This is a genomic window from Parvularcula dongshanensis, assembly GCF_014199615.1.
GTDB classification, from domain to species: domain Bacteria; phylum Pseudomonadota; class Alphaproteobacteria; order Caulobacterales; family Parvularculaceae; genus Parvularcula; species Parvularcula dongshanensis.
In genome coordinates this window covers 185213-199086 of sequence record NZ_JACHOB010000001.1, presented here as the reverse complement: position 1 = coordinate 199086, position 13874 = coordinate 185213, and the positions used below count along the sequence as shown (strand labels likewise).

Here is a 13874-nt window from a genome sequence, read left to right as displayed (position 1 = left end):
GACGAGGTGTAGAGGCCGCAGCGCCTGCGGCCAACCGCAGGCCTCAGAGCGGGGTGTCGTAGAGGGGGTCCTCGTCGCCGAAGATGCTGTTGCGCACGCTCTCGGTCACGATCGTCGCCTCGTGAACGTCCCCCTTGAGATGCGCGACGTGCAGCGCCGCGTCGCCCCTGTTGACCACGGGCATGTTGAGCCGCCCGATGACGATGCCGCCGAAGGGCGCGATGAGCGGATCCTCGTGCTCGCCGAACGGGTCGGAGACGACGCCGACCGTCTCACCGCGCTCGATCGGGTCGCCGAGCCGCTTCTTGAGGCGCAGGAGGCCGCCGGAGGGACAGCGGATCCAGTTCGACCGGCCGAGATGGATCGTTGGTTTGCCCGCGTGCTTGTGCGGCCCGATCATGCCCATCGCCTCCATCACACGGAGGCAGCCGCGCACCCCGACGCGCACCGAGGCGGGGTCGTAGCGCAGCGCCTCGCCCGCTTCGTAGAGGAGGACCGGCGTGCCGCGCTCGCCCGCCGCCTCGCGCAGCGAGCCGTCGCGGACGCTGGCGTTCAGCGTCACGGGCGCGCCGAAGGCCTCGGCGAGGAGGGACGTCCTCTTGTCGGCGAGGTTGGCCCGGATCTGCGGCAGGTTCGAGCGGTGGATCGCGCCCGTATGAAGGTCGATCCCGACGTCGGCGCGTTCGACGACCTCGTGCATGAAGGTATGGGCGAGGCGCGAGGCGAGGGAGCCCTCCTCGTGACCGGGGAAGGACCGGTTCAGGTCGCGCCGGTCAGGCAGGTAGCGCGAGTTCGAGACGAAGCCGTAGGCGTTGACGACCGGCACGAAGATCACCGTGCCGGCAAGGGCGCGCAGCTGCCTCGAGGCGATGAGGCGGCGGATGATCTCGCAGCCCAACACCTCGTCGCCGTGGATCGCCGCGGAGACGAAGATGACCGGCCCCGGCTTCTTGCCGTGCACCACGCGGATGCCGAGGCGCATCCGGGTGTGGTCGGCCAGCCGGCTGAGCGGGATGTCGAGCGTCCGCGCCTCACCGGGGGAGAGCTTGTGCCCTCCGATCTCGAATCCGCCCCCCAAGCCGCCTCCTACAGAACGCTGTCCGCTGGCTTGTACGCCATGTCGAGGCTCGTCGCGACGGGCTCGCAGGTGATGTGTCCGTCCGCGACGTTAAGCCCGTTGCGAAGGTGCACATCGCGGCGGAGCGCCTCGCGCGGGCCGTGCTCCGCCAAGTTCACGATGTGGGGCAGGGTGCGGTTGTTGAGCGCGAAGGTCGAGGTGCGCGGCACCGCGCCCGGCATGTTGGCGACGCAGTAGTGGACGATGCCGTCCACCGTGTAGATCGGGTCGTCATGGCTCGTAGGCTTAGACGTCTCGAAGCAGCCGCCCTGGTCGATCGCGATGTCGACCAGCACTGCGCCGGGCTTCATCAGCGACAGCATGTCGCGCGTGACGAGCTTCGGCGCGGCGGCGCCGGGGACGAGGACCGCGCCGATGACGAGGTCGGCCGTCCGAATCGCCTCGGTGATCGCGCCGCGCGTCGCGTAGACCGTCTGAAGGCGGTTCTTGAACAGCTCGTCGAGCTCTTCGAGCCGGTTGATCGAGACGTCGAAGAGCGTGACGTCGGCGTGCAGGCCGACCGCCATCTGCGCCGCGTTGAAGCCCGACACGCCGCCGCCGAGGATGACGACCTCACCCGAGCTGACGCCCGGCACGCCGCCGAGCAGCGTACCGCGGCCGCCTTGCGCCTTCTCGAGGCACCAGGCGCCGACCTGGACCGACATGCGGCCCGCGACTTCGGACATCGGGCGGAGGAGGGGGAGGCCGCCGGTCGCGCCGGTCACGGTCTCGTAGGCGATGCAGAGCGCGCCCGAGCGGGCGAGCGCTTCGGCCTGCGGCTTGTCGGCGGCGAGGTGAAGATAGGTGAAGAGCGTCTGGTCGGCCCGCAGGCGCTCGCATTCGGCGGGTTGCGGTTCCTTGACCTTGACGATCATGTCGGCGGCCCACGCCGCGTCCGTGTCGCCGATCTCGGCGCCGGCCTCGACGTACTGCTCGTCGGTCATGTCGATGCCCGCGCCTGCGCCCGTCTCGACGATGACCTCGTGGCCGAGCCGGGTCAGCTCCAGCACGCTGTCCGGCGTCATCCCGACACGGTATTCGAGCTTCTTGATTTCCTTCGGCACGCCGATGCGCATGGGGCTTCCTCCGCCGTGATGTCGCGGGCTGCGCTAAGCTGCCGATGAGGGCTTGTCACCCTGTCTTCTCCGAAGCGTGTGGTGCCCCGCAGGCGATTCGTTGCCGTGGTCAGGGAACCGTCGCCGGGGCGGCCTGTTTGTGAACCGTCGGCAACCTCCGAACGGACCAGACGGGAGAGCCCAATGGCGACTGCCAGCCCCACGCGCGACTACGTAAAGGACACGATCCGCCGGGCTATGTCCGCCCCCCTTCTGTCCATAGAACGGGAGCAGGAACTGACCCGCGCCTGGTGTCAGGAAGGCGACCAAGCGGCCCTCGAGGAGCTGACCGAGGCGCACATGCGGATGGCGGTGTCCACCGCGATCAAGTTTCGCGGTTACGGCCTGCCGCTCGGCGATCTGATCCAAGAAGGCGTCATCGGCCTTCTCGAGGCGGCCAAGAGGTTCGACTGCGACCGGGAGGTCCGGTTCTGCACCTATGCCGGGTGGTGGATCCGTGCCTCGATGCAGGACTACGTGCTTCGCAACTGGTCGATCGTGCGGATCGGCTCGAAGTCGGCGCACAAGACGATCTTCTTCAACCTGTCGCGCATCCGCTCCATGATCGAGCAGGTCGACGCCGGCGCACCCGTGGCCCGCGAGACCGTGGCTGCGAAGTTCCGCGTCAGCGCTGGCGACATCGAGTTCATGACGGCGCGCCTCGGCGGCCGCGACCAATCGCTCAACGCCACCCTCTCGGAAGAGGGCGACACCGAGCGCCAGGAGCTGATCCCCGACGAGCGCGAGCTACCCGACGTCGCCGCGGAGGACTCCATCGACCTCGAGAAGCGGCGAGCCTGGCTCTCGGCCGCGATGGACGGCCTGACCGAGCGCGAGCGCATCATCATCGACCAGCGCTTCTTCGGCGAGGACAAGGTAACCCTCTCCGAATTGGGCGTTTCGCTGAACCTCTCGAAAGAGCGGGTTCGCCAGATCGAGAAACAGGCGATCGGGAAGCTTCGCGACCGGCTCGTCTCCGCGAGTGGAGAAGCGCCCCGAGACAGCCTCGGCGTTTAAGGTGTCTCTCGCATTCGTGAGGTTCGTTTAACGGTTTGTTCGCGACGTTTGTGCAACAGGCGGCTTTCAAGTTGCCAGTTCGGCAGGAGAGCCGTTGCAGGGCCGGTTCCCTGACCTGTCGTTCAGAGCTAACAGCTGACCGACACTTCACCCGCCCCGCGTCTCGTGGCTGGGGCGAAGCAAGAATAACTGAATCGATCCTTCAGGAGGGGATGATGAAATTGAAACTCGCCTTGATGGCAGCGACCGGCGCCGTAGCGCTTTCCGGCGTAGCCTTCGCGCAAGAGAATACCGGCTGGTACGGTGAGATCGGCGCTGGCGTCGCGCTGGGTAATGACGACAACGACTTCGAAAGCGTCGGCGACGTCCGCCCGGTTCCGTTCGAAACCGACTACGACCTCGACGACAGCCTGACCGTCTACGGCGCGCTCGGTAAGTACTTCGCCGGCGGTGTCCGCGGTGAGATCGAACTCGCGAGCCGCAACCAGGACATCGACGAGCTCCGCGGCGACGGCCTCGGCTTCGGCGGCTTCCCGAACCGCGGCGACACGCTGGGCGACATCACCGTCACCACGCTGATGGCGAACGTCTACAAGGACTTCAACGTCGATGCCGCCGGTCGGGTCACGCCTTACATCGGCGCCGGTATCGGTGCCGTGCGGGTCCGTCCCGAGTTCAATAACATCGGCGGCAACACGGCGGACGACAACGTTGCCAACGGCAACCGGGTCCTCGTGAGCGACCAAGAGTACGTCCTCGGCTACCAAGGCATGGCAGGCCTGAGCTTCGACTTCACCGACAACATGGTGATCGACCTGCGCTACCGTTACCTCGGCACCAACGAGTTCGAGTACGGGGCGTACATCAACGACGAGCCTGGCATGGTCGAGAGCGAGTACCGCGTCTCCGAGATCACGGCTGGCCTCCGCTGGAACTTCGGCACGCAAGCCGAGCCGGCCCCGGCCGTAGAGCCGACCCCGCCCGCGCCCGAGTACAAGACCTGCTTCGACGGCAGCCGCGTCCTCGTGACCGAACCTTGCCCGATCCCCGAAGAAGAGACGGTCGAAGTTCCGACCGAACTCGAACTGACGGTCTACTTCGACTACGACCGCGCCGACCTGACCGACGCGGCTCAGTCGCTGATCGCCGCCCGCGCTGCCGAAGCCCGCGAATACGACATCCAGTCGATCGTGGTCCAAGGCAACACGGACAGCTCCGGCTCCGCGGCCTACAACAACCGCCTGTCGCAGCGCCGTGCCAACGTGGTCCGCGACGCTCTGGTCTCGAACGGCATCGATGCGAGCGTGATCTCGATCGAAGCGCTTGGCGAATCGAACCCGGCCCGCCCGACGGCGGACGGCGTACGCGAACCGCTGAACCGCCGCACCGAGGTCGAGTTCAGCTTCTAAGCCGCACGGCAAGCGTACCTGGATCAGGCCGGCCCTTCGGGGCCGGCCTTTTCTTTTGCAGAGCCCCAAATTCGGTTCAGGGCCTCTTAACCCTAACGGCCGCAAGCCCTCGGGCATGACGCGCAAGGGCGATGGGGGCAGACGGCGTAGGCCGGGGCGAGCGGGCCGGACGGTTCGCCGCAGCGCGGCGTCGCCGTCGTCCCGAAAGCGAACCTCTGCCAAGTCGACCCCGAAACCCAGGAAGAAGGCCACGGCGAACAGGTCGCGCCCGGCCCGAGGCCGTAGGCCTGCTTCTCGTTCAGCCGCAGGGCGAAGGACAGCCGGAAGGAAGCCCGGCGCCGCCCGCTTCGCGCTGCGGGTCGGTCTCTTCGCGACGCTGACGGTCGGCCTCTTCGGCGGCGCGGTCTTCTGGTACGGCCGAGACCTTCCCCCGATCGAGCGGCTCGCGCGGCCCGAGTCCGTGCCGCGAATCGAGGTGCGCGACCGCACGGGTGCGCTGATCGCCGTTCACGGGCGCGACAAAGGCGCCCCCGTCGACCCGGCGACCTTGCCGCCCCACGTCATTCAGGCGTTCCTCGCGACCGAGGACCGCAACTTCTACGACCATGTCGGCGTGAACCCCGTCGCCGTCCTTCGGGCACTGCTCGTCAACACGCGCGCGGGCGGCGTGGCGCAGGGCGGCTCGACCATTACGCAGCAGCTCGTGAAGAACGCGCTTCTGACGTCCGACCGGACGCTCAAACGCAAGGCGCAGGAAGTCATCCTGGCGCTGAAGATCGAGCGGGCCTACGACAAGGACGAGATCCTCGGCTTCTACCTGAATACGGTCTACTTCGGCAGCGGCGCCTACGGACTGGAAGCGGCATCCCGCCGCTACTTCGATCACGCCCCGACCGAGTTGACGGTCGGCGAGGCCGCGATGCTCGCGGGCCTCCTTAAGGCGCCCTCCCGCTACGCGCCGACCCGCGCGCCCGACGCCGCACGGAACAGGGCCGGCGTGGTCCTCGCCGCGATGGTGGACGCAGGCTACCTCACTGCCTCGCAAGCCGAGCGGATCGAAGCGGAGGGCATCGCGAGCGTCGTGCCGCGCGATGATTCGAACGCCTACGGCGCGGATGCCGCCGTGGCGGAGGCGCGCCGCGTGCTGGGCGGGATCGGACGGAACGTCGTCGTCACCACCACCCTAGACGCGGCGGCGGGCAGGGGGGTCGCGCAAAGTGTTGAAGACGTGCTGGGGGCGGACCCCCGCGTCGACCCAGCGGTCGAGGCTGCCGTTCTCCTCGCCGAAGAGGACGGTGCGATCCGCGTGATGATCGGCGGCCGGGACTACGCACGCTCGACCTTCAACCGGGCGACCCTCGCGCGCCGCCAGCCGGGCTCGGTGTTCAAGCCCTTCGTCTACCTCGCCGGCCTCGAATCGGGTCTGCGGCCCGAATCGATCGTCGACGACTCGCCGATCCGCATCGGGACCTACGCGCCTGACAACTACAAGGACCGCTACTACGGCGAGGTCAGCCTGACCGAGGCGATGGCCCGGTCGCTGAACGCCGCCGCCGTGCGGGTGCAGGAGGAGGCCGGACGGTCGCGCGTCGTGTCGGTCGCGCGCAGAGCCGGTCTCAGCGGCGCGTCGGACACCGGGCCCGCCCTCGCGCTCGGCGTCATCGAGGCGACCCCGGTCGAGATCCTTCAGTCCTACGCCACGCTGTCGACCGGCGGCGTGCCGAGCGAGCCTTACCTCGTCACCCGCATCGCGACCCCCGACGGGCGCGTCCTCTACGAGCACCGGCCGCCCCCGCCCGGCCTACCCGTCTTCGCCGAGCGGGACATGGTCGCGCTCGGGCACATGCTGCAGGCGGTCGTCCACTCGGGCTCCGGCGTGCGCGCCGCCGTTCCGGGTCACCTTGCGGCCGGGAAGACGGGGACCGGCCAGGACAGCCGGGACGCCTGGTTCGCAGGCTACGCCTCGGGCCTCGTCGGCGTCGTCTGGCTCGGCCGCGACGACTTCGGGCCCATGGAAGGCCCCAAGGGCGCGGTCACCGGCGCGGGCGCGCCTGCCGTGCTGTGGTCGCAGGCCATGCGGATCGGCCTTGAGGGCCGCCCCGCCCGCGACCCCGTTCCATACGCGCCAGAGCCCGACGAGAAGTCGCTCTTCGAGCACCTTGCCGCGCTTCTGACGCGCCGGTCGCCCGACGACGATCAGATCGCCGACCTCATTCAGGAGATCCGCGCTCAGCCCGCGCCGTAGGCGTGAAGGCGCGCGCCGTTCTGCTTGAGCCAGGCCGCGGGTGCCTTCCAACCCGGCATCAGAGCGCCGAGCTGGGCCCAGTAGGCGGGCGAGTGGTCCATGTGGCGCCGATGCGCGACCTCATGGGCGCAGACGTAGTCGAGCACGTCCACCGGCGCGAAGATCAAGCGCCAATCGTACCGGATGCCGACCGGCGCCGCGCTGCACGAGCCCCATCGCGAGCGCATCTGCCGTATGCTCACAGGGCAGGGGAGAAGCCCTAGCCGAGCAGACAGGGCGGCCGTTCGAACCGTGCAGGCGGCGAGCGCTTCTCGCCGCAGCAGGGCCTCGATCCGCCGGGCGACGCTCTGTGCGTCTTCGCCGCCGGTGACGAGGCGGTCGCCTTCGATACGGGCGGCGGCACGGGGCCGGTCGCTCGGCACGACGAGGAGAGGACGGCCGAGCACCGGCAGGGTCGCGCCGAGCGCAAGCCGCACCGGTTCGGGCCGCGCCGCCCGCTGCCGAACGATCCAGTCCCGCCGCTGCTCGACCAGCTTCAACGCGGCCTTCACGTGGCGGCGCGAGGGGCAGGTGACCCGCACCCCGTCCGGGGTCAGCCTGAGGATGAGGCGCCGCGCCCTGGGGTCGAGGCGGACCGTGACCGCGAGTTCTTCTTCGCCCGCCGCCACCGTTCCGGCCGCCAGCTCAGATACCCGTCCCATCCGGCCCCTTGTGCAAAATCGCGCGCGCCGATGCCCTGTGCGCTCCGTTATGCTAGCGGGACGGGACGGAGGTTTCCATCATGGACGGCGCGCCGCTTTCCGGCACGGACGAAGAGGCAGGCAAGGGCACGACGCCGCTGACGCCGATGATGGCGCAGTACCACGCCCTGCGCCGAGAGGCGGGCTCGGCGCTGCTCTTCTACCGCATGGGCGACTTCTACGAGCTCTTCCATGAGGATGCCGTCCTCGCCGCACATTGCCTCGGAATCACGCTGACACGCCGGGGGCAGCAGGGCGGCGAGGACGTCCCGATGTGCGGCGTGCCCGTCCACGCTTACGAAGGCTACCTCGCCAAGCTCATCCGGGCCGGCCACTCGGTCGCCGTCTGCGAGCAGACGGAGGACCCGGCTGAGGCGAAGAAGCGCGGTTCGAAGGCGCTCGTCCGGCGGGAGATCGTGCGGGTCGTAACGCCCGGCACGCTCACCGAGGACACGCTGCTCGACGCGCGGGCGCACAATCACCTCGCGGCGGTCGCGATCCTGCCTGGCGGCGGGGCGGTGGCGCATACGGACCTCTCGACGGGCGACCTCTTCGTTCAGGACGCCGAAGAAGAGGCGGTCGGCGACCTCCTCGCCGCGATCGGCCCCGCCGAGGTCGTCCTGAAGCAAACCGACGGGGGCTCCGCGCTGGAGAAGCAGCTCGGGCAGAGGGGCGTGCCGGTCACGCCCTGCCATGGCTCGCTCTTCGATAGTCAGCGCGGCGAGCGGCGCCTGAAGGAGGCCTTCGGCACGTCGACGCTGGACGGCTTCGGCTCGTTCAGCCGCGCGGGCCTTGCCGCTCTTGGCGCGCTCCTCGGCTATTTGGACCTAACGCAGGTCGAAGAGCGGCCGCGCTTCAAGCCGCCGATCATCGCCGCGCCGGGCAGCATCATGGCGATCGATCAGGTGACGCGTGCCTCGCTCGAGCTGACGGCCGCCAGGGATGGCGGTCGCGCCGGCAGCCTGCTTCACGCCGTCGATCGCACCGTGAGCGCGGGGGGCGGGCGTCTCCTCTCGCGATGGATCGGCGCGCCGCTGACGGACCGCGCGGCGATCAAGGATCGTCAGGATACGGTCGAGTGGTTCCTGGGCGAGCGCGACGCGCGCGCCGCGGCGTCGGATCGGCTTTCGGGCGCGCCCGACCTCGCGCGTGCGCTTTCGCGACTGGAACTGGGCCGAGGTGGTCCGCGCGACCTCGCCGCTGTCCGCGACGCGCTCATGGCGGCGCGCGACCTCGCCGATCTCCTGCGTTCCGACGCGCCGCCGCCGAAGCTTCTCACCGAGGGCGCTCGGCGCCTCGAAGCCGCCGACAGCGAAGGGTTCTCGGACCTCCTCGGCACGCTCGGCGCGGCGCTCAAAGCCGACCTCCCGCTCTTGCCTCGGGACGGCGGGTTCATCGCGGAAGGGTTCGACCCCGCACTCGACGAGGCGCGCTCGTTGAGGGACGATGCGCGCCGGATCATCGCGCGGCTCGAGGCGGGCTATCGCGACCGGGCCGGCGTCAAGTCGCTCAAGATCAAGCACTCGCGCGTGCTCGGCTACTTCATCGAGGTGACCGCGGCGAATGCGGGCGCGATGATGGCGCCGCCGCTGTCCGAGGAGTTCCGGCACCGCCAGACCCTCGCGAGCGCGGTGCGCTTCACGACGCACGAACTCGCCGAGCTCGACGCCAAGATCGTGCGCGCGGGCGACCAGGCTCTGGCCTTGGAGCTTGCCACCTTCGCTCGCCTGACAGGTTCGGTGAAGGCGCGTACGGATGACCTGCGGGCCTGCGCCGATGCGCTCGCGCTTTGCGACGTCGCAGCCGGCCTGGCGACGCTGGCCGAGGAGAAGAACCACGTCCGACCCGTCATCGAGGAAGGGGTCGCCTTCGAGATAGAAGGCGGCCGGCACCCTGTCGTGGAGGCGAGCTTGCCGGCGGGTGCGCGCTTCGTGCCGAACGACTGCCGCCTGGATCAAGAGGGCGAGGCACGTATGCTGCTCGTCACGGGTCCCAACATGGCGGGCAAGTCGACCTTCCTTCGCCAGAACGCCCTGATCGCCGTCCTCGCCCAGGCCGGCGCCTTCGTTCCCGCCGCGTCCGCGCGCATCGGGATCGTCGACCGCCTCTTCAGCCGCGTCGGCGCTTCGGACGATCTTGCGGCCGGACGCTCTACCTTCATGGTCGAGATGGTCGAGACCGCGCTCATCCTGAACCAGGCCACCGACCGCAGCCTCGTCGTGCTCGACGAAGTCGGGCGGGGGACCGCGACCTTCGACGGCTTGTCCATCGCTTGGGCGGCGCTCGAGCATCTGCACGAGGCGTCCCGCTGCCGCGGACTCTTCGCGACCCACTACCACGAGTTGACCAAGCTCTCCGAGACGCTGCCTCGCCTCGCCAACGTGTCGGTCGCGGTGCGCGAATGGGAGGGCGAGGTCGTCTTTCTGCACGAGGTCCGGGAGGGGCCTGCGGACAAGTCTTACGGCATCGCGGTGGCCCGCCTCGCCGGCCTGCCGCGCGGCGTGGTGCGACGGGCCGAGACGGTGCTGAGGCGACTGGAGCGGGAGCGGGAAGCGCCGGAGGATCTGCCCCTCTTCGCCGCCGCGCCCGCACCGCACGCCGAACCCGAGCCAGATCCGCTGAGGGGGTTGCTGACCGGCGTCGATCCCGATGCGATGAGCCCGCGCGAGGCGCACGATCTTCTCTACCGTTTGACGGACATCGTCGGGCCGTGACGACAGCCGTCCTTACGCTCGACGAGATGGCGGAGGCGGCGGAGGCCGGACGGGCCGGCCTTCTGATCGCTGAGCACATGCGAGAAGCTCGGCGGCGCTTCTTCGCGGAGAGCCGAACGGGCACGGCGATCGCGCGCGGACTCTCTCACGCCGCCGACGAAGCGCTGTGCGCCCTGAGGGCGGCCACCGAGGCAGAAGAAATCGCGCTCGTGGCGATCGGGGGCTACGGGCGAGGGCGACTCGCGCCGTACTCGGACATCGACCTTCTCATCCTGACCCGACCAGACGGGCGGCAGGCGGCCACGCGGATCCTCTACCCGCTCTACGACAGCGGGCTTACGATCGCGCAGTGCGTCTACGACCCTGCCTCCGCCGTAAGGGCGGCGCAGGAGGATCTCACCCGCCGCACGGCCTTCCTCGACGCGCGCTTCCTGTGCGGAGAGCCGGCGCTGTTCGATGACTTCCACGCCCGGTTCGAGCGGCTGAGGATCAAGACCGTCGCCGCCTTCGTCACGGCGAAGCTCGCCGAGCGCGACGCACGGCACAAGGCGCAGGGCGCCTCGCGTTACCTGATCGAGCCCGACGTGAAGGAGGGGAAGGGGGGCCTGCGCGACCTCGATCTCCTCCACTGGCTCGACCGCTACGTTACCGGCACGGCGGAAGCGCCGGTCCAGCGGGCGATGACGCCGGGCCTCTTCACCGAGGAAGAGGAGCTACGCCTACGGCGCGTGCAGGATTTCTTGTGGTCTGTCCGGGTTCACCTCCATGACCTCCACGGCCGGGCGGACGAGAAGCTTTCCTTCTCACTTCAGCCGGCTCTGGCCGCGCGGCTCGGCTATCAGGAGCGACGCAACGCCCCGGCCGTCGAACGGCTGATGAAGCACTACTTCCTGACCGCCACCGAGGTCGGACGGTTGACCGGCACGGCCTGCGCCATGCTCGAGATGCGGGCGCTGAAGCGGGCGCCGCGTCTCTTCCCCTTAGGCTCCAAAACGAAGACGCAGGGTTTCGGCACCGAGCAGAACATCGTTCTCAAGGGCGAGCGGCTGTCCTTTGCCGACGAAGGACGGGCGAGCGTTCGGGACCTCTTCGCGCTCTTTCTCGCCGCCGGACGCTCCGGGCACCATCTCCACCCCGAGAGTTTCAAGACGGCGATCCGGCTGTCGCGGCGGGTGGACCGGGCGGTTCGCACGGACCCAGAGATCGCGGACTTGTTCCGGGCGATCCTGCGAGAGACCGGCGATCTCGAACGCATTCTGCGGCGGATGACCGAGTGCGGACTCCTGTCGCGTTACCTTCCGGCCTATGGTCGCATCGTCGGGAAGGCGGAGTACGGACTTTTCCGTCGTTACACTTTGGACGAGCACGTGCTCCGCTCCTGCGGGGTGTTCGCGCTCTTGCGGGCGGGCGAGAACGAGGCGGACTTCCCGCTCACGACCCCCCTCGCGAAGGCGCGCGACCCTGTTCCGCTTCTTCTATCCCTTCTTCTTCAAGAGACCGAGGCCGGGCTCGCCTCTCCGTCGCCGGCCCGTCTCGAGAGGAGGGTCCGGATCCAGGCGTTGCGCCTAGTGGGCGAGGCCGAAGCCGAGGAGGTCGTCTTCGCGGTCCGCAACCGAGACCTGCTCGCCCGCGTCGCGGCGTGCCGGAACGTCGCGGAACGAAGCGCGATCGAGGACGTGGCGGCAACGATCGGAGACAAGTCGCGCCTCGATCACCTCTCCATCGTCACCGCTTGTCGTCACCGGACGGCCGGACATGGCTCGTGGGAAGCGTGGAACCAACGCGATGCCCGTCTCTTGATCGCCGAGGTCGCTGCGTTCATCGAGGACGGAGAGCGCGGGCTCGCCGCCTTCATCGATGCGCGAGAGGCGTCCCTTCGCGAGGAGACCGCGCGGGTGAGCGAGGCGACGCCCGCGCAGCGCGAGGCCTTCTTCGCGCGCCTTCGCCCGAGCTTCTGGTCGCAGGCCTCTCCCCTCGCGGCGGCCCGGCTGATCGAGTTGACGGCCAGGGCGGATGCGGACGGTGTGCACGCCGCCGTCTGCGTCGCGGGGCCCGACGACGGCCTCGTTCAAGTTCTGATCTATGCGGACGACCGGCCTGGCCTCTTCGCGGACGTGTCGGGCAGCGTCGCGCAGGCCGGGGCGACCGTCTGGGGCGCAGCGGCCTTCCCTATCGCGGGGGCGGCGGGGCAGCCGGACAAGGCCGTCACGGTGCTGGAGCTCAAGCGGCCCGGAACGCCGCCCGAATCCCTCGAGCTCGAACCGGGCGAGGCGAAGCGCCTTCAGGCTCAGGTCTTGCAGGCGGCGCGCGGGGAGGCCAAGCCGCCGGTGATCCCGGGACCGGGAATCTCGGACCGGCGGTCGGTCTTCGACGTACCCGCCGCCGTCCGCATCTTCGAGGACGCTTCACCGGACAGCCTCGTCGTCGAGGCGGAAGGGCGCGACAGGCCGGGCTTGCTGCACCTTCTGGCGGCCGCTCTCACCGGCACGGGCGTTTCGGTCCGGTTCGCCTTCGTTGCGACCTATGGCGAGCGGGCCGTCGACACCTTCTACCTTCAGAACAAGGAGGGGCGGAAGATCGAGGACGCCGCGACGATCCAAACGATCAGGGCACGCCTCATCGAGGTCCTAAGGGTCGACTAGGTCCCGCTACCCTTCGATCAGGCGCCGGGCCGCATCGTGCAGGAGGTGATTGGTGGCGAGCACGTTCCCTTCGAGGTGGGGCCGGGCCTTGCCCTCGGCGATCGTCGTCACTTCGCCCCCCGCTTCGCGCGCGATGACGATGCCCGCCGCCACGTCCCAGGGCTGAATTCCCCGCTCCCAGTAGCCGTCGAGGCGCCCCGCGCCGACCATACAGAGGTCGTAGGCGGCCGAGCCGAAGCGGCGGACGCCGGCGGTCTCGGCGAGGACGCGGTCGGTCTCCTTCAGGGATTGCCCCCGCCCGCTCTTGCCCTTCCAAGGGAAGCCCGTGCCGAACAGCGCTTCGCTCAGGTCTTCCCGTCCGGAGACCCGCAGGCGCCGGTCGTTGACGAAAGCACCGAAGCCGCGCTCCGCGTAGAACATCTCGTCCGTGATCGGCGCGAAGACGACCCCTGCGAAGGGTTCACGGTCGCGTTCGAGCGCGATCGAAACGCAGAACTGCGGGATGCCGTGGAGGAAGTTCGTCGTTCCGTCGAGCGGATCCACGATGAACCGGTTCGAGTTGTCCGAGCCCTCGATCTCGCCCTGCTCCTCGAGGACGAGGCCGTATTTCGGCCTGGCCTTCTGGAGCGAGCGCACGATCGCCTCCTCGGCGGCGAGGTCGGCCTTGGTCACGAAGTCTGCGGCGCCCTTCCGGCGAACCTGCAGCGCCTCGACTTCGAAGAAGTCGCGCCGCAGCACCTTCGCCGCGTCGCGGGCGGCGTTCGTCATCACGGTGAGGAGGGGGGAAAGGTGCGGCATCGGAGTCCAGGGCGAAGGCGAGGCGGCGGAACATAGGGGCGGTTGCCCGCGGCGCAACCGCTTCGCCCCTTCCGGCC

Annotated in this window: 9 protein-coding genes; 5 read left to right on the top strand and 4 right to left on the bottom strand. The window is 69.3% G+C overall.

The window, feature by feature from the left end; translation table 11 throughout:
• Positions 1-43: 43 nt before the first annotated feature.
• Both GGQ59_RS00855 and ald read right to left on the bottom strand, forming a co-directional pair.
• Complete coding sequence (locus GGQ59_RS00855) at positions 44-1078, bottom strand: succinylglutamate desuccinylase/aspartoacylase family protein (protein WP_221400815.1); 1035 nt, start codon at positions 1076-1078, stop codon at positions 44-46.
• Between the two features lie 8 nt (positions 1079-1086).
• Entirely contained in the window at positions 1087-2193 is a 1107-nt protein-coding gene (ald, locus tag GGQ59_RS00850; protein ID WP_183814965.1) for an alanine dehydrogenase, read from the bottom strand.
• A gap of 183 nt (positions 2194-2376) precedes the next feature.
• On the opposite strand from ald, the gene GGQ59_RS00845 reads away from it, so the two are divergent.
• The 3 genes from GGQ59_RS00845 (at position 2377) to GGQ59_RS00835 (ending at position 6903) form a co-directional block, all read left to right on the top strand.
• Positions 2377-3249, top strand: a complete 873-nt coding sequence (locus GGQ59_RS00845) for an RNA polymerase factor sigma-32 (RefSeq protein WP_183814964.1) — start codon at positions 2377-2379, stop codon at positions 3247-3249.
• Between the two features lie 215 nt (positions 3250-3464).
• Positions 3465-4658, top strand: coding sequence for an OmpA family protein (locus tag GGQ59_RS00840; protein WP_183814963.1), 1194 nt, complete (start codon positions 3465-3467; stop codon positions 4656-4658).
• Between the two features lie 460 nt (positions 4659-5118).
• Positions 5119-6903 (top strand): PBP1A family penicillin-binding protein, encoded by a 1785-nt coding sequence (locus GGQ59_RS00835; protein WP_183814961.1) that lies wholly within the window; start codon positions 5119-5121, stop codon positions 6901-6903.
• On the opposite strand, the gene GGQ59_RS00830 is transcribed toward GGQ59_RS00835, so the two are convergent.
• Positions 6888-7604: a M48 family metallopeptidase gene (locus GGQ59_RS00830; RefSeq protein WP_183814959.1), complete on the bottom strand. Its 717-nt coding sequence runs from the start codon at positions 7602-7604 to the stop codon at positions 6888-6890. The two genes, GGQ59_RS00835 and GGQ59_RS00830, sit on opposite strands and share 16 nt — an antisense overlap.
• 80 nt (positions 7605-7684) lie before the next feature.
• Here GGQ59_RS00830 and mutS point away from each other — a divergent pair, with 80 nt between their 5' ends.
• Positions 7685-10357, top strand: coding sequence for a DNA mismatch repair protein MutS (gene mutS / locus GGQ59_RS00825; protein ID WP_183814957.1), 2673 nt, complete (start codon positions 7685-7687; stop codon positions 10355-10357).
• Positions 10354-12999 (top strand): [protein-PII] uridylyltransferase, encoded by a 2646-nt coding sequence (gene glnD / locus GGQ59_RS00820; protein ID WP_183814955.1) that lies wholly within the window; start codon positions 10354-10356, stop codon positions 12997-12999. The genes mutS and glnD overlap by 4 nt, the downstream gene beginning before the upstream one ends.
• 6 nt (positions 13000-13005) lie before the next feature.
• Here glnD and GGQ59_RS00815 read toward each other — a convergent pair whose 3' ends face one another.
• Positions 13006-13797, bottom strand: coding sequence for an inositol monophosphatase family protein (locus GGQ59_RS00815; RefSeq protein ID WP_183814953.1), 792 nt, complete (start codon positions 13795-13797; stop codon positions 13006-13008).
• Positions 13798-13874 lie beyond the last annotated feature (77 nt).